Genomic DNA, 25,703 nt, shown 5'->3' with positions numbered 1-25,703 from the left:
TACTTATTAAAAAAGAACAAACGAACAATCATTAAAGAAATATTCAATAATCAAAGAATGAAAAATATTTTTCTAACATTTTTATTATTCACGACAGTATTATCCGCTCAGGAAAGGTATACCGTAAGTGGTACCATTGCGGATGGGAGTAATGGGGAAACTCTTTTTGGGGCTTCTGTCTTTTTGGAGGGGACAACGATAGGTGTTACCACCAACGAATATGGTTTTTACTCCCTTACCGCTCCAAAAGGGAATTACAAAATTATTATTTCCTATATCGGTTTTACTGAATTAAAAAAGGAGATAGTCCTAGATCGGGATCAAAAATTAGATTTTGAAATCATGGAGTTTTCTACCCAACTGGACGAAATTGTGGTGACTGCCGAAGAACCGGAACGTGCTATCCTTAGAAAGCCGGAGATGAGCGTTTCCAAACTAAACATTAAAACAGTAAAACAAATGCCAGTGGTATTAGGGGAGTTGGATATTATAAAATCTCTACAAATGCTTCCAGGAGTTACCAATAATGGAGAGGGCTCCAGCGGGTTTCATGTTAGAGGTGGTGCGGCAGACCAAAATTTGGTACTCTTGGACGAGGCCATTATTTACAATACATCCCATTTACTAGGATTCTTTTCGGTCTTTAATGCAGATGCCATCAAGGATATTAAATTGTACAAGGGAGGTATTCCTGCGCGATTTGGAGGAAGAACATCTTCAGTTTTGGATGTACGCCAAAAGGATGGGAATAGTAAAAATTTTGCCATGACCGGAGGAATCGGAATTATTTCTAGCAGACTGGCCTTGGAAGGCCCTATGTTCAATGAAAAGGGTTCTTTCTTAATTGCAGGAAGAGGATCATATGCCCATTTGCTGTTGAAGGCTGCAGGGGAAGACAACAGTGCAAATTTTTATGATTTGAATCTTAAGACCAATTACAACCTTAATGGGAGTAACCAGCTCTTTCTTTCCGGATATTTTGGCAGGGATGCCTTTGAATTAGGGGAAAGTTTTAATAGCAGTTATGGAAACTTGTCGGGAAATTTGCGCTGGAACCATATTTTTAATGATAGATTGTTTTCCAACCTATCATTGATATATAGCAAGTACGACTATGATCTGGGTATTGTAATTGAGGAGTTCGATTGGATTTCCTCCATAAACAACTACAATATAAAATATGATTTAAAGTATTATACCAGTGAAAAATTTAAACTGGATTTTGGGGCAAGTGGCATTTATTACGATTTTGATCCGGGGCAAATTCGGCCTACTTCAGAATCATCGGAAATTAATCCATTGTCCCTGGACCGTAAAAAAGCGTTTGAAAGTGCACTGTACATTAATGCGGAACATAAGCTAACCGATAAGTTAACGGTACAGTACGGCCTTCGTTATAGCACATTTAGTCGCATGGGAGGGCAGGCAATGACAGAATATGTGGATGATAAACCAGTGGTGTATAACCAACTATTGGGTATTTACGAAAGAGGTACTGCAGTAGGGGAGACCTATTATGGGAAAAGTGAAACTATTAAAACTTTTGGCAATTTTGAACCAAGGCTTTCCCTTGCATTTCAGTTGAACGATTTGTCTTCAGTAAAGGCCGGCTATTCACGTGCAGCACAGTATATTCATTTATTGTCCAATACCACTTCGGTTACGCCTCTGGATGTTTGGACACCCAGCGGCAAATTTGTAAAACCACAATTGTCGGATCAATATGCCTTGGGCTATTTTAGAAATTTCAACGATAAAATGTATTCCATGGAGGTGGAAGCCTATTACAAGACCACGGATAACAGAATAGATTATATAGACGGTTCTGATTTAATAGGGGCCAACAATATTGAGACAGAAATTTTGAATGGGGAATCAAGGGCTTATGGGCTTGAATTTTTGGCCAGGAAAAATGAAGGTAGGTTTACCGGATGGTTTGCCTATACCTTGGCAAAATCTGAACAACGAACTCCAGGAGGAAATGCAGGAGGTTTGGGAATCAGTGATGGCAAGTGGTACAACACCGCTTATGACAGGACCCATGATTTTTCTTTGACAGGGGCCTATGAATTAAATGAGAAATGGTCGTTTGGGACCAATCTGGTCTTTCAAACAGGTAGACCGGTTACTTATCCCAACGGTCAGTATACCTATGAAGACCTGTCCATTGCCAGTTACTCGGATAGAAATTCCGATCGCTTGCCAGCGTATCATAGATTGGATGTTTCCGCTACTTATAGACCCAATAGAAAACCCAATAATAGATGGAAAGGGGAGTGGGTCCTAGGTTTATATAATGTTTATAATCATAAAAATGCAGCTTCCATCTCTTTTGGACAGAATGTGGATACGGGAGCCAATGAAGCCACCAGAACGGCAATTTTCGGCATTGTGCCATCAGTAACCTATAACTTTAAATTTTAATAGAAAATGAAGACATATATAACACTTGCAATTATTTCCATCCTGATTACCTTTAGTGCCTGTACAGATGTAATAGATGTTGATGTGCAAACGGCACCGGCAAGATTAACTATCGAAGCCTCTTTGGATTGGGAAAAAGGAACTTCAGGGAATGAACAAACTATTAAGCTAAGCACTTCCACGCCCTATTTTGGCGACAATGACAATTCCAGTGTAACCGGGGCATCCGTTATCGTCACTAACAACGCTAATGGGGCAACATATGCATTTGAAGACCAAAACAATGGGGAATATACCACTACATCTTTTGTACCGGTATTAAACGGGACATATACCTTGGAAGTTATTTATAATAATGAAACCTATACGGCCACGGAGAAATTAATGCCGGTAGTAGATATTTCAGACCTTACCCAATCCCGAAAAAAAGGTTTTAACGATGAGGATCTTGAAGTTAACGTTATATTTACTGATCCCGAAGAGGAAGAAAATTTTTATCTTTTTAAGTTCAAAGAACGGGGCGATCTTTTGCCTTATCTGGAGGATGCGGATGATGAATTTATAAACGGGAACGAAATTAGTTGGTATTTTGAAAAGGAGGAAGATGAAAGCACGGATAAAATAGAGGCATTTGTTCCTGGTGATATCATTGATATTGAGTTTTACGGTATCTCCGAACAATATTCCAATTTCATAGGGATACTTATAGAACAGTCGGGAGGTACTGGTCTTTTTAGTTCTACTCCCGTCCCCCTGAAGGGAAATTGTGTCAATGTTAGCAATCCGGAAAATTATGCATACGGATACTTTAGACTAACGGAGATGGTGAAAAAAAGTTACACTTTTCAATAATTATGGCCAATTTAAGGACAAGATGATAAAAGCAATAATTTTTGATCTTGATGGAACCCTGGTACATACCGAAATATTAAAAGCGGAATCTTATGCCCAGGCCATTCAGATTTTGACCAAGGGATCGGTGTTGCAAAAAATGGTGATGGACAGTTTCGGGAAGTATGTGGGGCTTCCCAGGGCCGGAGTTGTGAATGGACTTTTTGGGGAATATAAAAAACCATTATTGGAACATATGGGTGGCCTTGATTCGGAAACTGTCAAAGAGAGGATTATTACAAGCAGACTTGCCATATACCATCAAATGCTGAACGATAAAAATCTCCTATCCAGTCATTTTTGTAAGTATAACCTTGAGTTGCTAGGTAGAGTTCACGGGGATAATTTTCGAACGGTCCTGGCCACCATGTCGCATTGCCGTGAGGCTGAAACGGTGATCGAGGCCATGGGAATCCGGGGAAAACTGGATTTTATCCTTACCAGCGATGATATTGTACAGGGAAAGCCGCATCCGGAGATTTATCTTAAAGTTAAGGAATTGCTCAAAATTGAATTTAATGAATGTTTGGTTATTGAAGATTCGGTAAATGGTATTAAAGCGGGACTTGCTGCCGGTATGCACGTCTTTGCGGTAACCAATAACCTTACCAGAAGTCAGGTTCATACTGCAAATATACTTGCCCCTTCTTTTATAATAGACGATCCCAAGGAACTTCTCAACAGGGTCTACCATTTTATAGGGGAAAATAGTTAGCGGAGCGGCCAGAGGTTTGAAATGACGTCAAAGCCGAATGGCCTGGTTCTAGTGGCCAGGGGTTTTTGTGCATAACCTTGAATGGCTACATCATTGGCTTATTGGCATACCGGAAATAGTGGGGGAATTTTTAGCCGGTCTGGTTATAGGCTTCCTTTGTTTATTGGTTGTTATAGCCATCAAAAAGATTTGGAAGGCTTTTGGGCCAGGGATAAAGGGGATTGAAACCAGCGATTAATTGATTTAATTATTCTTGGTTGGTTTTGACATAGGATTCTTCAACCGAGTTCATGTTTGAAGTTTTTGTTACCGAAAGATTTGAAGGTTTTCATAAGAAAATACGATTATTCATAATCATAACATCGACTCTTTTGGCCAAGGAAAGTAGTAGGTCTATGGCCAACGTTCTAAATTCTACTAAAGATTATATCAGGGATGACCAGTTTTTAAATTGCTTTATACCTTTTAAGAATCATGGTCAAAAAGCCGCGATTGTAAATCATGAAGCATTTCAACAGTCAGCGGTTTGCTCATATAGTGGTCAACGATATCATGTGACTTGGCATTTAACTTGTCGTCTGGATTTAGTGAAGTTGTTATCATGACGACCATCATATGACCTTGTAATTCCTCATCTAGATGTTTGTACTGCTCAAGGAACTCCCAGCCGTCCATTACAGGCATGTTGATGTCTAGGAAAATCAGGTTGGGCCTTAGGTACTCCTTTTCATTTTTAGATTTTAAATAGTCCAATGCCTCCTGACCGTTTTCCACAACCTTAATGTGTTCGGCAAAGCCAGCTTCTTTGATAACGTAGTTATGGATGAAATTTGTGGCATCGTCATCATCCACCAACAATACACAATTGAGTTTTTTTTTCATGGGATATTAATTTGTAAACAAGTATCCGGCGTCTTTGGAGGATTGACATTTTAATCATTTATTATGGAATTATTCTAAGACTCCTCAGCCCTTATCCCGAAAACAAGGCAACCAGTCATAGCCATTCCTTTTGGCCGGGATTTTTATTCTCCAAGCAAAAGTAATATTCAAAAATAAGTTTATTCCAAAGTCATTAGGTAGTTTTTCCCCATATAGTCCATTTTTTATTAAAAATATTTCCAAATTTACACTTACTATTAATCAAATGCAAAGCCAGTAGAAACTCTGAATATTAAGGCATATAGGACAACTCCGTACATTGAGAAACCGAACAGGGCAAATGCCTTGAAATAATTTTTCACAAATTTGTTGCCTAAATTCTTGAATCCTTCTTTGTAAATTTCCTTAATTAATATTAGCGTATTCATAGTAGGTTAATTTTTGGGTTATATTCTATATATCCTCTTATTCCTTATTAATATTACTTTACTTATAACATTAGTCAAATGCGAAGCCAGTCGAAACTCTGAATATTAGGGCGTATAGGACTACTCCGTACATGGAGAAACCGAACAGGGCAAATGCCTTGAAATAATTTTTCACAAATTTGTTGCCTAAATTCTTGAATCCTTCCTTGTAAATTTCCTTAATTAATATTAGCGTATTCATAGTAGGTTTATTTTAAGGTTAATATGGATGATATTTAAAATATTATTAATTTTTGTTAAGCAGGTATTAGGTTTAATATGGTTCCTTACTGCTTGTACACTATATTAAATTACCGTTGGATGCATTCGCTAATTGTGTAATTAACAACAAGCAAATAAAACTTAAAGTTAAAGTTGACAGTAAAATAGTGGATAGGTTAATAAATTTTAAATTTCTCATAATAAATTGATTTGGGTTTATTAATACTGTAAATTTAAGGTGGATCTCCATCTTAAAGTGTTGTTTTTCGGTGGATCGCGCTTTAGTGTAGATGAGTGGGAAAATACTTACGTTGATTCTCGTTGACGCAAAACGCAGTTAAGGGCAATTAATCAGGTATTGACTTTATATATAGCTGAATCGATGTCATGGGACCCGACGAATGGGGGTAATGGAATGTCTCAACACCAGATCCGTATTTCCCATTAAATTGAGGCCTAATTTTTAGCAACACCTGCACATTTAGATCCAGTTGCCCATATGGAAGGCCTATTCTTCATTGTGTTCAGTATAGGTTACGGGGTGGAGCATGGAATATTTGTTAGCACCAGGTTTTTTTGGAATTGTTCCTTTTCTGCTGTGGAAGAAACCTGTGTTGGCGGAGATGCGCTTCTTTTCCTTCCTTTCGCCATAATTAATGTAACTAACTGTCGTGCTTAAAGAAATTTAAATGGCCATGGGGTTTGCCAACTCCTGGCTTATGAATACCTCACTTCCTATTTTCTTACAAAAATTCTATGTTTATCCATGGTCTTGAACTACTATAAGTTTTTAATATTGGAATTATTCATTTTAATAAAGCGCCAATACTTAAAACCAAAAAAATAGCGAAGAGATGACTACGCTATTTTTTTTGGTTATCAAATTTAGATGATAGCCCTTAATGTTCATGTACTTTTTAGAGACAATGTAAACGCCTCAAAAGTTCTGCCCTATTCGACCGACTTACGGGAATTACATCTTTACCAATTAAAACACTATTATCTTCAATGTCTATTATTTTCCTAGTATTGATAACATAAGATCGATGTACTTTTAAAAAGGCATCCTGGGGCAGTTTATCCTCAATTTTTTTTAAGGTAGAATGCACCATATAATTTTTATCTGCCGTTTTCAAAAATATATAATCTCCTTTTGCCTGGACTAAATTTATGCTCGGAATATCAATTTTTACAAGCCTCCTATCTATATTTACATAAAGATCATCAATAGCTTCATCAGGAACCGGACTATCAAATGTTGCCGCTGTGTCCTTTTGTGTCGCAATGGCCTTTTCCACACCTTTGTCAAAGCGTTGCTGCGTAATGGGTTTCATAAAATAATCTACAATACATTCGTATTCAAAGGCCTCGAGGGCGAAGTTTTTATCGGATGTAGTCAATATTATTTTTGGGGGATTCTTGATTGTTCTTATAAAATCAAAGCCGGTGAACATTGGCATGTGAATATCAAGAAAAACAAGATCAACAGAGTGCTCGTTAAGATACTTAATTGCATTAATAGCACTATTAAAACTATCCAGTAACTCTATGTTGGGATGGTTATCCACCAAATGTCCAACTATAGCTCTGGCCGTGTCCTCATCGTCTATAACAATACAGTTCATACTTATACCCTTTCGATAAAAAGCAACATTGATGTCAATATGCCTTCAAAATCTGTTTTTAATTTTAGACTCTTTTCTGACAAGCCCATTCTATATTTTTCTGCAATTTTGCAGCCTTTTTCCAATCCTAGAATTTTAATTTTATGGTTTATTTTGTGCACATCCTCAGCTATTTTAATAAAATCTCCATCATGAAGATGTAATTGGTAAGCCTCTACCTCTCTAGGCAGTTCTTTCTTTATAATATTCAAAAGACTTTTTTCAAATGACTTATTTCCATTGGAAAGTTTAGTGATATAGGTAAGATTTGGGATTTCATTCATAGTATCAATTTCCAAGTGTAATATAACGGTCCGCGGACCAAGTTACCAGTAAGCCATTATGCACAATTGTTCTATTTTCTTTTTTTAATATTCCATGTGATATTGTGGTCATTATAAAATTTCCATTGAATTTTTTCCAAATCCGTTTTAGTTTACATCCTTGACTATTGTTTGAATGTTAGTAGGAAATTTCATGTTAAAACATATAATTGTTGAGTGCTATAACTCGCAATTTAATTACAATATTGCAATATGGAAAGGATATGTTGTGAAGTAAAGTAAAAACAATGTCAAACCCTAAAAATAGTCTACATTGTGTATTTTTCTTACAAAGGGAATTAAATTTCAAGGAAGTAGCGAAAACTGTAGACTATTAATTTAAATTGGATATGTTGAGCCAATCCATATCCTTTTTTCAGTTTAAGAAGAAGACCTATACTGCCTTATTGCGTTCCTTCCGTGCCGATGGAGACACTAACTTCCCAAATAAGCAGTACATTAATTTTGAAGTAAGATTCACTCGTATATCATCAACTCATAAAAGGAACCTAAAAACTCACTTTAATTTTCTTAGCTGTTGTCTAAATTTTCAGAATTTCTTAAAAATACGCTACTAATAGTTCTTGCAGTTTTTCTGTTTCTAATGGTTTGTTCACAAAACCTTTTACATTTCCCAATTTACTGGCCTTATCTTGATCGTCCGGATTAAGTGATGTAGTCAGCATTAGAAGAACTACTTTGGCCTGTTTTATGTTGCTTAGTTTTTCATACTCTTCCAGAAATTCCCAACCATTCATGCCTGGCATGTTGATGTCTAGAAAAATTAGATCAGGAATACTGTTTCCGTCTGAAGAAGTGTTCTTTAGATATTCCAAAGCTTTTTCACCACCCTGTGCCATTACTATGGAATTGGCACAATCGAGCCTATTAATAATTATTTGATTGTAATAGTTTGTGGCTTCACAATCATCAATAAGCATAATACTATTTAGTTTTTGATTCATATAAGTTTTTTTGAAATTGTAATGCAAAAAGTGCTGCCCCGGCCGAATTCAGATTCTACCGTAATGGTACCTCCGTGCATTTCAATAATCTTTACACAATGGGCAAGCCCTATACCAGTACCCGCAAATTCCTTTTGCGTGTTAAGTCTTTGGAACATGCCAAAAATTTTATCCTTTTGATTCTCTTTTATGCCGATACCGTTATCCGAGATCTTGAATTTCCAAAAATCCTTTTCTTCCGCTGCAGTTATCTTAACAATAGGGGGGATACCGGGTTTGTGAAATTTAATCGCATTGTTGATAAGGTTTTGAAAGAGTAGCCTAAACTCGATCTTATAAACACCTAACTCAGGTAAAATGCCAACTTCCAATGTGGCGTTCTCCGTTGAAATCAAAGTAGAAAGATCATCCTTTAAAGCATCCAGCATTTCATTACATTTAACCTTGGTCAGTTCCTTGTTTCCACCTATACGGCTATAATCCAACAACCCCTTTACCAATAAACTCATGCGATGTGAAGCTTGGGAAATAAAATTAATATAAATAGCAGCCGTTTCGTCCAACTTGTCCTTATAATCCTTCTCCAATAGATCTGTAAAGCTATTGACGGTCCTTAACGGTTCTTGTAGGTCATGTGATGCGATATATACAAATTGCTCTAGTTCTTTGTTTTTCGTGTTGATTTGATCAAAACTTGATTTCAAAGATTCCGACATTTGATTGAACGCAGTTCCGAGCATTGAAAATTCGTCATTGCCCTTTATCGACACTTTATTTTCATAATTCCCTTCCTGTATACTTCGTACACTGTTCATTAGTGCATTAATAGGTTTAACTATAGCTCTAGTATTCCTATACGTTATTACCACCCCAAAACCTATAAATAGCAGACTTGTTAACAAGAAGAATCGGGAATTGCTCTGCAGTTCATTGGACAATTCGGCAACCTTGTTTTCCAATTCCTGTTTGTACTTCCTTAGTAAAAAAGATATCCCATTGTCAATTTCCGTGGAAAATACCGAAAGACGATTATTTAGCAAATCGGTGGTCATATCTATTTTTATGGGATCCTCGTAATCCTTTGAAGTCAATAACAGGGAATTGATTTCTTCGATAAGCAATATGGATTTTGAAGCATATCCAGCTACGGTATCAATATTTTTATTTCTTGGGTCTGTAGGTTCAAGGGATTTCTTCAATAATACCATATTCGATATGAAGTATGGTAAATCGACCTCAATAATTTGTTTTATTCTATTGGAAGTACTGCTGTTTTTATGGTCGATAACCTTGTTTGCCACAAGCAGATACAGCTCCTTATTGGCTGTCCTAATATCGTTAAGAAGCGCAACGGCGGGCTCTATTTTTGTGGTAAGCCTGTCGTGGGTTTCCAACGCCTGATCGGTGGTAAGCTGACCCAAAACCGAATGCGCTATTAGGATGACTATAAACATCCCGAACCCTAGTACTAATTTATAACCTATTTTAGTCAATGTAGTGGATTTATCTTTTAACCTTTAACAACTTTCCTTTTGCCTCATATTTATATAGGGAAAAGTAAATGCCCCTAGAAGAGCCATCTGTGTTAATGGAAATATTTCCACACGTGCCCTGAAAAAATTTGACATTAAATAACCGCTGCCGTAACCATTCGTCAAAAAGTTGCCCATTCCCACGTGTACTATTGAGCGTCCTTAATTCATTTAAAACCAAATTCATGGCATCGTACGCCTGTAATGGCGGCCAGACCGAAAACGGATTTTCGCCATAAGTGGATTTATAACGATTTAAAAATTCATTTGCCAATACCCAATTACCGTCCGCAGGGGTAAAAAAACTACATTCCGTTCCTATAATGGTACCGGCTGAATTTTCATAGTAATCCGGATCCAACAAAACCGTTGACCCAAAAAAAGGAGCGGTTATTTCCAGTTCCCTGGCCTGCTTCATAGCAAAGCCAAATTCCTTATACCCGAAGAAAACAAATGCGTCGTACCCAGCTTCTTTGTAAGACTTTAGCTCATCCTTAAAATCTACATTTTCCTTTTCTACAGTTACCACCCTATTTTCGATACCACTTTCGTCCAGTATTTTTTTGCAACTATTGCTTGCCATGGTCATAAAGTCGTTAGGGTAATGCATGATAATCACTTTTTTAAGCCCTAATTCTATTATCCTAATGGCGATTAGCGAATTGGCCTCTTCGGTGGATTTGGCTATTTTAAAGATGTTTTGATTTAAAGCCGACAGAAGGGCGTCGTTGTTCAGCGGGTTGACCAAAATAACTTGGTCATCCAATACTTTATCACTTATGGCTATTGTTCCATCGGTATTGCTGACAAAGACTATTTTTACATCATGCTCGCGCCTCAATTTTTCATATGCCGGCATGGAGTTTTCTTTTTCCCACTGGTCGTCCTCTACGAATAAATTCACTTTTGGCTCTCCTGCTTTTCTATTGGCATTATATTCCGAGACCGATAATTTAAGCGCATTTGCTGGAGCAATTCCCAAATCCGTGGCCCTTTTGGTAAGCGGGCCGATGTATCCAATATTGATTGTTTCAACTTCTGATTTGCAGGCGCTAAATATAGATATGCCAATAAGTAAAAGACAAAGTCGTAACATGACTACCTTGATATTTTTATCGATTCCAATTTTTGATCCCATCCTCATTTGCTTTATAGGTCTTGTCTATTATTAGGTTTTAGAACAAAATTTTATATTCTAGGCCATAGCCCAAACCATAGTTATCCGTAGGTAAATAGTCATTGATCCTAAACTCAAGCACGGTATACAACCTATCTACTACTCTAAATCCCAATTGATGTTCTGTAACCCACTTAACGGAAACTCCACCATAGCCATCATTTTCGAAATTTTGATCGGCAAAACCACCCAGATAAAGTCGGTTACCAAAAGTCTTGGGAGCGATCAAAATGGAATAGGCGTGTTCCAGTTGGGTTATATATTTGGTAGTATTCGACCTTCTGAATTGTACCAACATTGGATTAATGGAATACGACATATTGAGTTTCTTAAAAAAATCGATCAATCCCTTTGTTTCGTTTATTTTCCATCGAAAACCCAAACGGATGTCATCATTGTCTTCCCCATTGCGAAAAACATATTGCACAGTTAGATCTAAAGGAATGTCGTTCCCTATTCCCCATCGCAGATTATGTTCGGCATAATTTGAATAAAAATCATTGGATTTATTGGAACTCTGATAGTTTGTCAAAGAGAAATATTGAAATCTTTTGGGCAAGTTGATCAGTATATTATAAGTAAAAACACTGAATTCCCTGGTATCATAATATCCATTAAAGTCTACAAATCCCGATATATTCGTCAGCTCATCATTTGCTTGTCCCCTTACTTCACCATAATTGACTATGCATAGTATGATCATTAAGTACATGGTGTTGCGTAATTGGAAATATGGTACTGGCATTGGTTGGTTTATGGTTTATTGAAATCCTCTTCTTCGTCGCGTATTGTTGGGCTTAGTTTTTTTAACGTATTTGAGAAGTTATTGGTTTGCAATTTATAGGTCTTTCGTCTTAAGTCTTGAATTACTAACTAAATATGGACTTGTATATTGTATTAAATGTCAGAAAATACTTAATAAAATACGGATCGAATTATTTCCAATTGCAGATTGTACTGTCATAAAGTGGAAAAATGATACGGAGCCATAGTTGGTTATGAACCTTCAATTTTACACTGAAATCCCTTTTATAAGTTGTCAATATCACATGTCACCATACTGAACCTACTTAGTCGATTGTCTTTTAACCAACTCCGTTTTTAATACAATGCTCTCAAAAACTATTGGTTCTTTATTTTTTACTTGTTGCATTTCCTTATAAAGTTGTTTAAAGGCTTCTTTTCCCATTTGGTATCCCGGCTGGTCAATGGTAGTTAGAGTAGGGGAAATGACAGATGACATGAACCAATTACTAAAGCCGACTATGGATATATCTTCCGGAATTTTGACACCTTGTTCGTTGAACTCCGTAATGGCCCCTATAGCAACTAGATCCGTATTTATAAAAATGCCATCTACATCCTTGTGGTCATTTAACAATTGGCGCGCATTCATTTTTCCTTCTTCAAAACTATTATCTCCACATTCGCATATATAGACCAGAGAAGGGTCGTAGGGCATATTATTATCCAATAGGGCCTTTTTGTAACCAAGAAACCTATCAATGGAATTTTGTGGTAAAAGGGCGCCTCTAAAATGTGCAATTCGTTTACACCCTGTATCTACTAAATGTTGTGTTGCTGTATAAGCTGCTTTTCTATCATCAATGATGACCTTGGAGCATTTCACTATTTTGGCAATCTTATCGAACATTACCAAGGGTTTGTCCTGGGCTATGACATCGGTCAAATGATTGTAATCGGCTGTGCCATTGGCCAATGAAATTAGGATCCCATCAACTCGCTGGCTTAATAAGAGTTGAATCTGCTTTTTTTCCATTTCATAAGATTCATTGGATTGAAGTATAATAACCAGATAGCCCTTTTCTTCTGCCTGGGCGATAATTCCTTTTATGACGTTGGAAAAAAAATGGTGGACAATTTCAGGAATTATTAATCCTACGGTCTTGGATTCTTTGGTCCTTAGGTTGACAGCAAAGGCGTTGGGCCTATAGTTCAAGGTTAAAGCCAACTCTTTCACCAAAGCCTTGGTTTTTTTACTAATATCAGGATAATCCTTCAAGGCCCTGGAAACTGTGGTCACAGATATGTTTAATTGTTCGGCTATTTCTTTTAAGGTTACAGGTTTCATCCAGTAGTTTTATTTTTTCAAGATTAAATATAACAAAAAAATAAAAATCGAAAACGTTTTCGTTGATTTCGAAAACGTTTTCGATTGGGAGTTTGGTAATTTATGGTGTTAATAATTATAAATTTAGCAATGTACCTGGCAAATATTGGCAAACAGCTAGAATTTCAAAGCTAATTAGTGTTATCTGTTTTGAAATTGATACACTGGATTTAATGGGTGCAACATACTTTTAAAGGGTAAATGAATATGTGTGGTAATGTCCTTCCTAAGGGTTGGGAACCTACGTTAAAATATAAAAGTTTTTAGGTTGGTTGGTTGTTTTTTAAGTGTTATGTAAAAGGAGTTGCTATTATGGGAACATTAAATCGACTCCTTTACTAACGAAGGTCAAATACCATTGAAATAAAAGTAATTAAAGATATATTTAAATAGCATTTCAGGTTGGCTTAGAGTTTAATACTGTTGGTGGTATTGATTAAGCCCAAAATCTTAAATAGTGTGACTTATTTTAAAAGGAATAAAGCTTGGGATTATAATTATTTATGGTTTTCTAAGACTGATCGAAATTCACTAAATTCATAGGTTATCAATTGCTAGATAAACAATAGAAATAACCTTCAATAATATATGGTATGTTAAACAAACCTAAGTTAAGTTTTTGGCAAATTTGGAATATGAATTTCGGATTTCTAGGAATACAATTCGGATTCGGACTACAACAGGCCAATATGAGTCCTATTTATAGATATTTGGGTGCGGACGAAGCCCAAATACCCTGGCTGTGGCTGGCAGGCCCTCTTACAGGTTTGTTGGTACAACCCATTATAGGAGCCATGAGCGATAAAACATGGACCAAATTGGGACGTCGTCGCCCTTATTTTTTGGTAGGTGCCATTTTGGCGAGTATTGCCCTGATTTTTATGCCCTATTCTTCCACACTTTGGATGGCCGCTGGATTATTATGGATTTTGGATGCCTCCATGAACATAGCCATGGAGCCCTTTAGGGCTTTTATTGCGGATAAATTACCTGGGGAACAAAGAACATTGGGATTTTCAGTTCAAAGCTTTTTTGTTGGCCTGGGGCAATTTTCGGCAAACATAATGCCTTGGTTGTTGGGATTTCTAGGGATAATTACCCTAGGGGCGTATGGAGCAATTGCAGAGTTGGAAAACTCCAATGGTATTCCCAACTTTATTAAGTATTCTTTTGTATTGGGAGCAATAGTTATGTTAGGTACCGTGTTGTGGACCATTTTTACTACTAATGAGTATCCACCAGAGGATATTGAAAAACTAAAAAAGGAAAAGGGAAGTATTGCTAAAGTCTTAATTGAAGTTAAGGAGGCAATTATAAGTATGCCCAAAACCATGAAACAACTTTGGTGGGTCATGTTCTTTGTTTGGTATGGCCTGCCTCTAATGTGGCAATATCTATCCTTAGCTATTGCAAGGCACGTATTCGGAGCCGCATCTCCGGCCCATCCAGATTTTGAAAAAGGTGCTTTCTATGGCGGAATTAGTTTGGCCATATTCAGTGTGGCCTGTTTTACAATTTCTTTTGCCATTCCATGGATAGGGAAAAAATTGGGCCATAGATTAACCCATGCCGTTTTCTTGGTGATTGGGGCCATAGGTTTTCTTTCTATGCAAATTGCGACCACCACCACCATGTTTTACTTATGTATGTTTCTGGTTGGGGTGGCTTGGGCTTCCATAATGGCTGTTCCTTATGTAATACTTTCGTATTCGGTACCCATGGAGCGGATGGGTGTTTATATGGGAATTTTCAACATGTTTATAGTAGTTCCGCAGTTTATAAGTATGGCCACCGTGCCGTTTTTTTATGACGCCTTGTTTCAGGGAGATCCAAGAAATGCTTTGGCCTTTGTTGGGGTTTGTTTTGTACTGGGAGCCATTTCGTGTTTATTTATTTCAAAGGATTACGCCAAGGCACAAATTAATTAAATATCAATCATAAGTTTAAATCAAAACGACCGATTATTCTTTTTAGGAAGGAGATGGGTTTAAGAAGGGGGAATTAATTGGAAGATAACATGAGAAACATAGATATTCTATGTGTTGGGGAAGTGCTGGTCGATTTTATAGGACACCAGGCAGGGGTGGATATTAATGAAACTCGGGATTATCATAGATATATAGGTGGTTCTCCCACCAATGTAGCTATGAATTCCGCCAGACTGGGATTAAAATCGGTCTTGGTGGCAACGGTAGGGGATGATGGTTTTGGGGAATATATTTTTAAAAGACTCGAGGAGGTAGGTGTGGATACCAATTACATAAAGACGGTTGATGATAGGCCTACCAGTGTAATTTTTGTCTCAAGATCGCAAAGTACACCGGATTTTATTCCATTCCGTGCTGCCGATTATCGCATTTCTGAAAACCAAATAGATAAAGGCATTCTTGGGAATTCTACAATATTTCACACCACTTGTTTTGCTTTGAGTTTGGACCCTGCTCGGACAACCATATTGAAAAAGGCGGAAGAGGCCTATAACCAGGGTTGTAAGTTAAGTATAGACGTTAATTATGCCAAAAAATTATGGGAAAGTCAAGAAGAAGCCCTTAAGGTAATTAAGGCGTATTGTAAGTTTGGTCCCTTGGTCAAAATTAGCGAGGATGATATGCTTAGGCTTTTTGAGGAAACTTTGTCCCATGACGAAATATTTAACTTTTTTCATTCGGAAGGGGTAGACATAGTCTGTTTAACCTTAGGAAGCAAAGGGGTTAAATTATCACAAAAAGGAAAGGGGATTATTCAATTGCCTGCCATTAAAGTGGATAATGTAATGGATACCACAGGTGCGGGAGATGCATTTTGGTCGGGGTTCCTGTTTGCCTATATAAAAGAGAAACCGGTTGAAAAATGCTTGGAGGTGGCATTGCAACTTGCAGCACTAAAATTGCAGAATGTTGGTAGGTTGCCGGATAACATCAATATATTATCAGAACTTCTTTAAATTTTAATCCATTAAAACAAGAGGTAATTTAGACCACCCATTAGTAAATGTCAAAAGAGAATATAGCAAATAGCAAAAATATTGGAAATGGGGTAATGCTTAATGCATATCCAGATAGCATAGGTACTAAGTTGCACGACCTGGTGGTAATGTTGGAAATGCCCGAGTTTAAAGATGTGTTTTCCTTATTTTATGTATTGCCTACTTTTTTTAATAGCGATTTGGATAGAGGGTTTTCAATAATAGATTATAACTTAAATAAAGATTTGGTTTCCGAAGCAGATTTAAAGGCCTTCGATAGGCTAAATATAAAGTTGAAGTTTGATATCGTTCTAAACCATTTATCGGTTTCATCTCCACAGTTCCAAGATTTATTGAAGCTTGGTGACGACTCAAAATTTAAGGACTTTTTTATCAATTGGAACGAGTTTTGGAAGGACAATGGCCAAATGGGCAAGAATGGGGTTATAATCCCAAAGGAAGAGTATCTCAATAAACTTTTTATGAGGAAATCCGGATTGCCCATTTTAAAGGTGTATTTCCCGGATGGTACGGAAAAGCCCTATTGGAATACTTTTTATCAGCATATTGGTTATAATAAAATTGCGCCCAAAGATTTAGTAAGCTTACAAGCTTTATCAAGCCGAGAGGTAGCATCAATCTGTGACAAGGTAAATGGAGCTATAGAAATAGGTGAAGATTTAGACAACCTGGACTTTGACGACTGCAACCACTTCAAAGGTGAAATCTTACAAATCGTAAATCGAAATCGGTCCTATTTGGGACAAATGGATGTCAACGCAAAATCTTCCTTGGTTTGGGATTTTTATGAGGAAACCTTGGAAAAGGTAAAGGGCTTTGGTTGCAAAATCCTAAGACTGGATGCCTTTGCCTATCTGCACAAGGAGGTCGGTGAATCCAACTTTTTCAATAAACCAGGTACTTGGGAGTATTTGGGGCGCATAAAACAAATAGCCCAAAAGAACAATTTAATGTTGCTGCCGGAGATTCATGCAGAATACGGGCTTCATCTACACGATGAGGTGGCCGCAGAAGGCTATTATATTTATGATTTCTTCTTGCCGGGACTCACCATTCACACCCTGGAAAATGGCACCAATAAGGCATTGTTGGTTTGGGTCAACGAAATAATTGGAAAAGGTTATAAAACGGTAAATATGTTGGGATGCCATGACGGGATACCTGTTTTGGATCTAAAGGGCAAGGAGGTAAATGGTGTTTATAATCAAGGTTTGTTGTTGGATAAGGAGATTGAGGATATCATGAACAAGATTATGGAAAGGGGAGGAAGGGTTAAAAACCTGTATGATCCATCGGGGAAAAAGATTTCCTATTATCAGGTAAACGCTACTTTTTTTAGTGCATTGGGAGAAAATGATCAAAAATTGTTACTGGCGCGGGCAATCCAGTTATTTATGCCAGGGATTCCACAGGTTTGGTATTTGGATATATTTGCTGGAAAAAACGACTACGAAGCTGCGGATAAAGGGGGTGATGCAGGACACAAGGAGATAAATAGAACAACCCTAACAATGCAGGATGTAGAGCAAGGTCTTAAAAAGGATATTGTATTAAATCAACTAAACATAATCCGGTTAAGAAATACATCAAAGGCATTTTTGGGTACCGTTAAAATTAATGAAACCCCGGAGAGCGAATTGGATATTGTATGGACCAATAACAGAGATATGGCACAGTTGAAGGCAAATCTTAAAACTTGTATCTTTACCATAAATTATATTCAAAATGGTATTGCTAAAAGCATGGTATTTTAAATTTGGCAATATTTAAAATTATAAGGCCCTGAAAAATCCCAAAGTCCCCCAAAATGAAAAGGAAAGATTAAAGGAATTGGATTCCTATTCTATCCTGGATACATTGCCGGAATCCGATTACGACAATCTAACCACGATTGCTGCGGAAATATGCGGAACCCCAATTTCCCTAATTAGCCTTATTGACGACAAGCGGCAGTGGTTTAAGTCCCATCACGGTTTGGATGCTACGGAAACACCTAAGGAATATGCCTTTTGCGGACATGCCATTAATACCCCAGATGATGTATTTATTATTCAGGATGCCAGAAAGGATGAACGCTTTCATGACAATCCAATAGTTACAGGTGATCCCCACGTTATTTTCTATGCAGGTGTACCACTGGTCAGTGAAGCTGGACTTCCATTGGGAACCTTGTGTGTCATAGATCATAAACCTAATTTATTAAGTCAAAGCCAGATACGATCGTTAACTGCCCTTTCAAAACAGGTGATGAATTTACTGGAGTTAAGACGGAATAAAATGCTGTTGGAGCAGTCGATAGCACAATTGGAAGAAAAAAATGAGGACTTGGAACGGTTTGCCCAGGTTGCTGCACATGATCTTAAATCGCCCTTGATAAATATTTCTAGTCTGTCGCAAATTTTCCTGAACCAATATAAGGAGACTTTGGAGAGCGAAGGTTTGGGAATGTTGGAAATGATAATTGCTTCTTCCGACAACCTGATTGGTCTAATTGAAGGTTTACTGCACTATAGCAAGGCCGAGAACATATTGAGGGAGGGAAAATCAAATATTGATTTGGAACGTTTGAGAACGGAAATAGAGGGACTTTTTAACTATGACCACAGTTTAAATCTGGTTTTAAAATCGGATTTAGGCCATATTAAAGTCAATAAAACAGCTATACATCAGATTCTTATTAATTTGGTTACCAATGCCATTAAATACAATGACAAGGAGAGGGTTCAAGTTGAGTTGGAGGTATCGGACTTGAATACCCATTACCTTTTTTCCGTTAGTGACAATGGACCTGGTATAGCAATGAAATATCAGGAAAGGATATTTAAAATTTTCGAAAAATTAAAGGCCAAGGATAAATTTGGCCGCCCTGGAAATGGAATAGGACTGGCAACGGTAAAGAAAATTGTGGAAAAATCAGGAGGTTCAATACATGTGGAATCGGAATTGGGAAGCGGTGCGAAGTTTGTTTTTACGCTGGAAAAGTGAAAAACCGGTGCCAACAAATCTACTAAATCATGTAGAGATTTTAGTCGGTTTTTATGGACAGATGATGTTCGGTTAAAATTGCACCGTTGATCTAAAGAAATAGGTGGCATCATTTGGTATGGAAGCAATAGTAGTGTGCTTATGCTTTTTATATCTGGATCTGTCCTCTTCCGGTGCATTTGGAAATTCGTAAGTACCTATGACTTCGGTTTTTACCATATTCCAACCAGGATTAAAATCCAGGTCATAAACAACATTGGTTTCCACAATTATTGGAGTTCCGGTATTGCTTAAATCCCCGCTCCAATTTTCATTGGCCTTTATGGCACAGGCCTCATCTACATATATCCAAGACAACATATATCCCTCATCCCCAAAATAAAGATCTCCCGGGGTTAATAGGTTTAGGGTAACTTTTGCAGAATTTCCAATCGTTAAAATTCCGATCTGTTGCTCGTTTTGGTAAACCAATAAATAAGGGTTGAGCTTAAAGCCAGCTTTTTCATTACTATATTGATAAGAATCCGGATTGTGGATATCAAAAAAATTGTTGCTGTTTTTAAAGTTGTTCAAGGGTTGTAACACAGGAATTTTGCCAGTAGGATTCAAGTCAATAGTTCCATCAACCTTAATAACCCCAACTTTCACATAATTTATTTTATCATTTCTGGAGTCATAGAAATAGTTGAAGACAAGATCGGCTTCCCCTTTGTTCCAATTTTTCAATTTCTTATCCTTATCGCTGGCCAAGGTGTTTTTCCAATATTTATCTTCACTTTTTGTGGCTTTAGGGATAGGGCTCGTTTTATTATTACTTTGCTTATCTGCTTCAAGCCCTTTTTGCTGCTGATCTGCCTTTTGCAGAACTTCTTCAAGACCAATGCACTCCAAAATACTATCGCGCATTCTTAGTGCATTGTCTATCATTTTTTGTTGTTCAGGTGTTTGGGCAGATCCTTGGAACCCTAAAACGAACAGCAGAATTGGGAAAAGATAATTTAGTGACTTCATGGGTTCGCTTTTTTAAAAGTATTTACCGATCCACTTTGTTGTTGGCGGAACTGCTTGCGTTGAGGAAACAGTTATTGTACGGGGCTTCATTAAGTTGTCAAAAACACCTTCTTCGTACATACTGGGAACAGCATGTTCAAGTACGCTTTCAATTTTATATTCTATAAAATTATATCCGGGATTTAATTTTAGGTCATAGGTATAAACGGTTTCAATAATATCATTCTCAGTATTGGAGACTTTTCTGGAACATTGTCCTTGGTAGCTAAAGTCCGCTATTAAATACACCAGTTCAAAATAGGATCCCACTACCGCGTTATTGGAATAAGTATCTTCCAACCAAGGCACTAAATCTTCATCCGTAACCATAAAGATCAGACCGGAATACGGATTATCTTTTGAGCTTAATGAAATATACCCTCCACCAGCTGCTTTAATGTTTTCACTTTCCGATAGAATGTCATTGCTATAATCACATTTGGAAAACATTACAAATGCAGTATCCGACAGAAAATTTTCTTTAGCTTCTTCAGGTATGGAGTTTAAGTTATTCGGTAGACTAATATTAAGTTCTCCGGAATTGGCAACCGTTCCAATGTTTACAGGATGATCCATACCAAAAGTAAACAATACCAAATCCATAGCTTTCAATGGATAATTCTCCACTATAGGATTTGTTTGGGCCATACCAACTTGAAAGGCACATGCCATTAAAAATAAAACTGATTTTTTCATGATGTTGTTGTTTTATTGGTTAGTTGATAAACCTGAAAAATAATCTATGATATCCACTATTAGGGATGGGCGATAAAAGGACACTGCTCCTAATAAAAAAAGCACGAACATTAGTAGCAAGGCACCCATTACGCCATCTTTTCTTCCTGGTTCCAGGGTGGATATCCTGGGGTTTGACGGATTGTAGAAAACTGTAACCTGCTTTCCAAGAGTATATTTGGCAATTAATCCTGAAGCTTTCATTTGTGAAAATTTCTTAAACGAATTGGCGAAAAATGGCTCTTTTCCTGTATAAGTGGCGCCATTGAATTCATAGGTATATAGAAAATCGATTATTTTGGATAGGGGGAAATCGAGTCCCTTTGTAACCACTCCATTAACTTTCGGCCATTGGAGGGATTGCTTTGCCCACCACCAGCGACGAAGGGCCATAAATAAAAAGGGCAGAAGTACCAATTGCAGAACAAGGCCTGCTATTTGAAACTGACTAAGGGATTGAAAGTATTCCATAACTTTAGTTATTATTCATTTTAATTTTTAAATCCACTCAAATTATCAATGCCCATAGCTTTCCAAAGTGCATCGGTGTCCATCCCCTTGCCTTCCAGGGTTACATAAAAACGATTGGCGTAAAGAAACCTAAGGTCGGATTGAAAATCTGCTTTTGTATCTGCATCCCGATCGGTACCAAAGGTTAAAATTCCGTTGCGCTCTACTTTGGAATACCTTATGGTATTGTTGCTTTCTGAAGTTATCTTGTTGAGGTGCAACATTTTTAAGGGGATAATCGCACCAACGGCCTTCTGCCCGGCGGCATCCAAAATTTCCATTCTAATAGTATCATCTCCAAAGCTGCCGGAAACAAGTTGGGTATCGGTAATTTCAGGTTCTATTTTATTCTGTTCTGAAGGATCTAAACTTAGATTGCTCAGTTTTTTCGGGAATGCCTCTATGAGTTGGTCATTGGTAAGAGGTGTTTTGGTGCCTAAATCTTCGCGTAGATTATCATATTTTTTATTGATATCGTCATTCTTTCCAATAACTTCATTTATTGCCCCATCCAAAATCTTGGATGCTGATGGGTCTGACGTTTTTGGAGTTTCTTTACATGAAACCAAAAGCAAGATAATTGGTATTAGTTTTAGTATATTAATCATGATTTTTGTTTTGGTTGGATTTAATTAATTGAATTGATCTAATTGTTTAAGGTTTTCAAAGTCGATATAGGACCAGAGGTCATCAGCTTTATCCGGACCCTCCAAGCTTATCCTGAACCTGTTGTTGTAGATAAAAGAAATTTGGTTTCTTTTAATTTTTGGCTGTAAAAAAGCAATGGTCTCGTAACCATCACGTTCCAGAAAAATGTATTTGGTTTCTACAGGTCCTTGTTGTCTAAGTTTATAGCTATTGAAAAAGTTTTTTACTATGGCCTTGGACCCGGCACCATCTTCAATGGAAAAGTTGTACTGATTATCTGAAGGGCCGTAGCCCCCAGTAGCCATTTGCCCGCCCCCTGGGTAGGCATATTGGTTTGCCATTTTGTGGCCATTTATCATTTTTGGCAAATAGGGTAGAAGTTGCTCGCTACTTAATGGTGTGGTGCTTTTTAAGGCTTTCCAAGCAGCTTTGTTGCTAGGTTCTTGATCTTTTATATTCTCTTTAGCCTTGGCCTTGGCCATTTCTACTACAGAAGTAGCGGGTAGGCCTACATCGTCTTTATTTTCTGTTTTAGGACTATCTTGACAAGCGCCTAAAAACAAAGCGATCAATAAATAAATTACATTGGTTTTCATGAGCATAGTTGATTATTGTATTAATTTGAAATGTTCTTCCAATACCTTATTGGGTCTTTTGTCTCTGTATATGTATGTTGCCTTAATGTATGCCGTTGGGTCGGTATTGGCTTGGCCATAGGGAATGGTATAGGATATTTCGAAAGTTCTGTTGGCTATACCGTCGTTGTTGTAAACGGTCATTTTAAATGTAGAACGACCGTTACCGCTTTCAATGCTTTTAGGTACTTCGTTCCAATGTAACCAGGGCTTGGTATTTTCTCCTATTTTGGCGAATAGGGTAGTGTTGTCAGTATCGATCTCTATTTTAGGAAAACTCCCGTTGGCATCAATGTTTGCAAAATTCATTTGTCCATCCATGTTCAAGGTAAATAGTAAGACCGCCAATAGTAGTATAAATCGCATTTGCATGATTTTGTTTTTATTGGTTGTAAAAAGTATTCTTTTGAACTTTCTATGGGCCAGCAATCATTTAAGCCATGGGGGGTGGATATGGTATCATCACTGCCTATTTTATATTGTTTCTTTAGCTATCAATATTTGAAATGATGGCATCGAAAATATTTGCACATTGGGGAATGTAATCTGTTGTTCTATATAATTATGGTTTTACTTTCACTACATGAAAACAAAACCATAATTATGAAGAACAGGTATAGGAGACGCATGGCATTATAGATAGTTTTTAAAATGGTTGCAATGAACTTTAGTTATTTAAATATTCTTAAACCATTCCATAAATTTTTCCCCTAAGAAGGGTACTGGACTTTCTTTGCCATTAAAAGCGTTCATTAATCCCATAATCCACATATAGAGTAGAACAAAAATACCAAGGATGTTAATGATCCACCCCAATACGGGAATCATGCCTATGGCCCCTAATGCAAGACCTGTACAAGCCAAGCCCAGGGATTGTTTAATATGGTAAGCTGCAAAGGCGTCTTTCTTGTCATTGTTCATTACAAAGGCTACAATAAGGCCAATAATGGTGATGTAGGCGATAACGGCAATATTCTTACCTTCACCTGCCACTGCTGTTTTGTTGTTTGCTGTTTCCATCTTTTTAGTTTTTAGAATTATTGATCACAAGCAGTGTCATTGATCTCTGCTTTCAAATCTTTTATGTCGTTATTAAATTCTGATTTATTAACTGTCGGAACACAACTTAAAATTCCTTCTAGGGATTTTACATAGTTCAGACCCTCTGTTTTCAATTTATTACAATTGGTAACGCTGGGGTCATTGCTGTAAGCCGCTGAAGCATCGGAATACGCTTGGGCATGGGAAAGATATTTTTCCGACCAATTGTTACAGCCAACTGGACCTAAGCCATCATCTTTACTGCAACTCACAAACCCCGTAAGTACTACTAAGCTGCCGGCGATTAACAAAATTCTAACTTGACTTTTCTTTGTTTTTTTCATGATTTTTTGGATTGGATTATTTTAATTGATTTTTATAAACTCTACTCTTCTATTATTGGCCCTACCTTTTTCGGTGGTATTATCATCTACAGCCTCTGTTTCTCCTTTACCCATAAATTGCAACCTGTCTTCACGTATCCCGAATTCCTCCACAAGAAGCTGCTTTACGGATGCCGCCCTTTTTTCAGAAAGTGTCTGGTTATACTTGTCTTCGCCTTGATTATCGGTATGCCCTATTATTTCTAGGTTGATGTTATTGTTATCACGAAGTATATTGGCGATGTCCAAGAGTATTCCGTAAGACTCCTTTTTTACGGTCGATTCGGCGGTATTAAAATAAATTCCTGTAGTGCTGAATTTTCCGTTTTTAAGTAGTAATGACCGCAAGTCTTCTGTAGACTCGGCAATTTTGAAGTTGGTAATGCCCACAAAATGGCCTTGTTCGGGTAATACGTCCATCGCCTGAATTATAAAATACTTACCAATATTTGCCTGTATTAAATTTGGAGAATCCACCATTTTTTCCTCGTTCACCCACATCCTCAGTCTTTTTTTATTTACGGCAATGGAAATATGAACGGTACTGTTTAGATATTCGGGCATATTCCGATCAATTGTACTACCAATCTTCACTTCCACCTCGCCACCAAAATTTTCAACACTACTTACTTTAAAGCCATTATTGGAAAGCAGTATTTCTACATCGGCCAAAGTGCCCCCTGATCCCATACCATATGCTTTTTTAGATAGGAATGCAAAAAATAGTTTACTACTCGGTTTTCCAGCGCCATATCCGTTATTGGATAAATCAAATTCTATGGTGTAGTTTTCGGGAAGCTTATCTTTCATGGTTGGCAAGTATCCAGACCTACGTATAAGGGAGAGCCATTTGCTTTTGGATAAATTCGTATTAACAACTTCTCCGGAGCCTCCAGTTTCCCAATTGGCCGGGAAATCGCCCATGGCATCCGCTGCAAAATCGTCATAAAACAACAAATTGTTTCCTGGTATAAAGGTAAAATTGCTATATACCCCAAATTGACTCTTCGCTTTTTCTTCCTTCGTATTTTCGTTGGTGTTTTCTACTGATTTATCAGATTCTTTTTGCTGATTTTGGGATTTTGGATTCTTTTTCTGCTTATTACCATTATTGCCATCCAAAATAGTGTCCATGGCCTTTTCTGTTTCGCGGTTAACTTTTTGTTCGGATTTTCTAAGGACAGCTTCTTCTGCAGCATTCTCTACCCGGTTCCCCAATTTTTTCAGGAATTGTGCATGACATGTATTATTTCCAAAACAAAAAAGGAATATAAAAATTGATAACCTAGCACATAACATTATTGTTTTCATTACATAAGATATTTAGAAGAATAAAA

26 protein-coding genes are annotated in these 25,703 nt (G+C 37.3%); 7 read left to right on the top strand and 19 right to left on the bottom strand.

Annotated elements, in window-relative coordinates; genetic code table 11:
- Positions 1 to 57: 57 nt before the first annotated feature.
- The 3 genes from CWD91_RS05810 to CWD91_RS05800 are packed head-to-tail and all read left to right on the top strand — an operon-like array spanning position 58 to position 4,030.
- Complete coding sequence (locus CWD91_RS05810; RefSeq protein ID WP_103440042.1) at positions 58 to 2,424, top strand: TonB-dependent receptor; 2,367 nt, start codon at positions 58 to 60, stop codon at positions 2,422 to 2,424.
- 6 nt (positions 2,425 to 2,430) lie between these two features.
- A complete protein-coding gene (locus CWD91_RS05805; RefSeq protein ID WP_103440041.1) occupies positions 2,431 to 3,276 on the top strand; it encodes a DUF4249 family protein in 846 nt (281 codons plus the stop codon).
- Between the two features lie 22 nt (positions 3,277 to 3,298).
- Positions 3,299 to 4,030 (top strand): HAD family hydrolase, encoded by a 732-nt coding sequence (locus tag CWD91_RS05800; protein WP_103440040.1) that lies wholly within the window; start codon positions 3,299 to 3,301, stop codon positions 4,028 to 4,030.
- A 465-nt stretch (positions 4,031 to 4,495) separates the two neighbouring features.
- Here CWD91_RS05800 and CWD91_RS05795 read toward each other — a convergent pair whose 3' ends face one another.
- The 10 genes from CWD91_RS05795 to CWD91_RS05755 form a co-directional block, all read right to left on the bottom strand.
- On the bottom strand, positions 4,496 to 4,912 hold the full coding sequence (locus CWD91_RS05795) for a response regulator (RefSeq protein WP_103440039.1): 417 nt from the start codon (positions 4,910 to 4,912) through the stop codon (positions 4,496 to 4,498).
- A gap of 257 nt (positions 4,913 to 5,169) precedes the next feature.
- On the bottom strand, positions 5,170 to 5,340 hold the full coding sequence (locus CWD91_RS22775; RefSeq protein ID WP_192877642.1) for a DUF6747 family protein: 171 nt from the start codon (positions 5,338 to 5,340) through the stop codon (positions 5,170 to 5,172).
- Between the two features lie 70 nt (positions 5,341 to 5,410).
- Positions 5,411 to 5,581 carry a DUF6747 family protein gene (locus tag CWD91_RS22770; protein WP_192877642.1) on the bottom strand — a complete coding sequence of 57 codons (171 nt, stop codon included), beginning with the start codon at positions 5,579 to 5,581 and terminating at the stop codon, positions 5,411 to 5,413.
- Between the two features lie 937 nt (positions 5,582 to 6,518).
- Positions 6,519 to 7,226: a LytR/AlgR family response regulator transcription factor gene (locus CWD91_RS05785; RefSeq protein ID WP_103440037.1), complete on the bottom strand. Its 708-nt coding sequence runs from the start codon at positions 7,224 to 7,226 to the stop codon at positions 6,519 to 6,521.
- A 2-nt stretch (positions 7,227 to 7,228) separates the two neighbouring features.
- Positions 7,229 to 7,549 carry a histidine kinase gene (locus CWD91_RS05780; RefSeq protein WP_103440036.1) on the bottom strand — a complete coding sequence of 107 codons (321 nt, stop codon included), beginning with the start codon at positions 7,547 to 7,549 and terminating at the stop codon, positions 7,229 to 7,231.
- 599 nt (positions 7,550 to 8,148) lie between these two features.
- On the bottom strand, positions 8,149 to 8,553 hold the full coding sequence (locus tag CWD91_RS05775; protein ID WP_103440035.1) for a response regulator: 405 nt from the start codon (positions 8,551 to 8,553) through the stop codon (positions 8,149 to 8,151).
- Positions 8,550 to 10,046, bottom strand: a complete 1,497-nt coding sequence (locus CWD91_RS05770; RefSeq protein WP_157943729.1) for an ATP-binding protein — start codon at positions 10,044 to 10,046, stop codon at positions 8,550 to 8,552. Before CWD91_RS05770 ends, CWD91_RS05775 begins: the two co-directional genes overlap by 4 nt.
- Positions 10,047 to 10,056: 10 nt before the next feature.
- On the bottom strand, positions 10,057 to 11,223 hold the full coding sequence (locus CWD91_RS05765) for an ABC transporter substrate-binding protein (RefSeq protein WP_157943728.1): 1,167 nt from the start codon (positions 11,221 to 11,223) through the stop codon (positions 10,057 to 10,059).
- 37 nt (positions 11,224 to 11,260) lie between these two features.
- Entirely contained in the window at positions 11,261 to 11,965 is a 705-nt protein-coding gene (locus CWD91_RS05760) for a hypothetical protein (RefSeq protein ID WP_103440032.1), read from the bottom strand.
- A 363-nt stretch (positions 11,966 to 12,328) separates the two neighbouring features.
- Positions 12,329 to 13,354, bottom strand: a complete 1,026-nt coding sequence (locus tag CWD91_RS05755; protein ID WP_103440031.1) for a LacI family DNA-binding transcriptional regulator — start codon at positions 13,352 to 13,354, stop codon at positions 12,329 to 12,331.
- 674 nt (positions 13,355 to 14,028) lie between these two features.
- Here CWD91_RS05755 and CWD91_RS05750 point away from each other — a divergent pair.
- The 4 genes from CWD91_RS05750 to CWD91_RS05735 all read left to right on the top strand — a co-directional run bounded on the left by CWD91_RS05750 (position 14,029) and on the right by CWD91_RS05735 (position 19,364).
- Positions 14,029 to 15,321 carry an MFS transporter gene (locus tag CWD91_RS05750; RefSeq protein ID WP_205164604.1) on the top strand — a complete coding sequence of 431 codons (1,293 nt, stop codon included), beginning with the start codon at positions 14,029 to 14,031 and terminating at the stop codon, positions 15,319 to 15,321.
- 89 nt (positions 15,322 to 15,410) lie between these two features.
- A complete protein-coding gene (locus tag CWD91_RS05745; RefSeq protein WP_103440029.1) occupies positions 15,411 to 16,337 on the top strand; it encodes a carbohydrate kinase family protein in 927 nt (308 codons plus the stop codon).
- A 47-nt stretch (positions 16,338 to 16,384) separates the two neighbouring features.
- Positions 16,385 to 18,133 carry an alpha-amylase family protein gene (locus tag CWD91_RS05740; protein ID WP_103440028.1) on the top strand — a complete coding sequence of 583 codons (1,749 nt, stop codon included), beginning with the start codon at positions 16,385 to 16,387 and terminating at the stop codon, positions 18,131 to 18,133.
- A 76-nt stretch (positions 18,134 to 18,209) separates the two neighbouring features.
- Positions 18,210 to 19,364, top strand: coding sequence for a sensor histidine kinase (locus CWD91_RS05735; protein ID WP_239985668.1), 1,155 nt, complete (start codon positions 18,210 to 18,212; stop codon positions 19,362 to 19,364).
- A 72-nt stretch (positions 19,365 to 19,436) separates the two neighbouring features.
- Here CWD91_RS05735 and CWD91_RS05730 read toward each other — a convergent pair whose 3' ends face one another.
- From CWD91_RS05730 to CWD91_RS05690, 9 genes are all read right to left on the bottom strand, one after another.
- Entirely contained in the window at positions 19,437 to 20,375 is a 939-nt protein-coding gene (locus CWD91_RS05730) for a hypothetical protein (protein WP_103440026.1), read from the bottom strand.
- A 12-nt stretch (positions 20,376 to 20,387) separates the two neighbouring features.
- Positions 20,388 to 21,110, bottom strand: a complete 723-nt coding sequence (locus tag CWD91_RS05725; RefSeq protein WP_103440025.1) for a hypothetical protein — start codon at positions 21,108 to 21,110, stop codon at positions 20,388 to 20,390.
- Between the two features lie 12 nt (positions 21,111 to 21,122).
- Positions 21,123 to 21,620 carry a DUF3592 domain-containing protein gene (locus CWD91_RS05720; protein WP_103440024.1) on the bottom strand — a complete coding sequence of 166 codons (498 nt, stop codon included), beginning with the start codon at positions 21,618 to 21,620 and terminating at the stop codon, positions 21,123 to 21,125.
- Positions 21,621 to 21,640: 20 nt separating this feature from the next.
- Positions 21,641 to 22,267 (bottom strand): hypothetical protein, encoded by a 627-nt coding sequence (locus CWD91_RS05715; protein ID WP_103440023.1) that lies wholly within the window; start codon positions 22,265 to 22,267, stop codon positions 21,641 to 21,643.
- A gap of 24 nt (positions 22,268 to 22,291) precedes the next feature.
- Positions 22,292 to 22,903 carry a hypothetical protein gene (locus CWD91_RS05710; protein ID WP_103440022.1) on the bottom strand — a complete coding sequence of 204 codons (612 nt, stop codon included), beginning with the start codon at positions 22,901 to 22,903 and terminating at the stop codon, positions 22,292 to 22,294.
- 12 nt (positions 22,904 to 22,915) lie between these two features.
- Positions 22,916 to 23,308, bottom strand: a complete 393-nt coding sequence (locus CWD91_RS05705) for a hypothetical protein (RefSeq protein ID WP_157943727.1) — start codon at positions 23,306 to 23,308, stop codon at positions 22,916 to 22,918.
- Between the two features lie 309 nt (positions 23,309 to 23,617).
- Positions 23,618 to 23,962 carry a DUF4870 domain-containing protein gene (locus tag CWD91_RS05700; RefSeq protein WP_103440020.1) on the bottom strand — a complete coding sequence of 115 codons (345 nt, stop codon included), beginning with the start codon at positions 23,960 to 23,962 and terminating at the stop codon, positions 23,618 to 23,620.
- 17 nt (positions 23,963 to 23,979) lie between these two features.
- On the bottom strand, positions 23,980 to 24,327 hold the full coding sequence (locus CWD91_RS05695; protein ID WP_103440019.1) for a hypothetical protein: 348 nt from the start codon (positions 24,325 to 24,327) through the stop codon (positions 23,980 to 23,982).
- Between the two features lie 21 nt (positions 24,328 to 24,348).
- The gene (locus tag CWD91_RS05690) at positions 24,349 to 25,677 is read right to left on the bottom strand and encodes an OmpA family protein (RefSeq protein ID WP_103440018.1); all 1,329 of its coding nucleotides are present in this window, start codon (positions 25,675 to 25,677) and stop codon (positions 24,349 to 24,351) included.
- Positions 25,678 to 25,703: the final 26 nt, after the last annotated feature.

Origin of the sequence: Arenibacter hampyeongensis, assembly GCF_002909255.1 — a bacterium.
Taxonomy (GTDB): domain Bacteria; phylum Bacteroidota; class Bacteroidia; order Flavobacteriales; family Flavobacteriaceae; genus Arenibacter; species Arenibacter hampyeongensis.
This window is presented reverse-complemented; position numbering and strand designations above follow the sequence as displayed.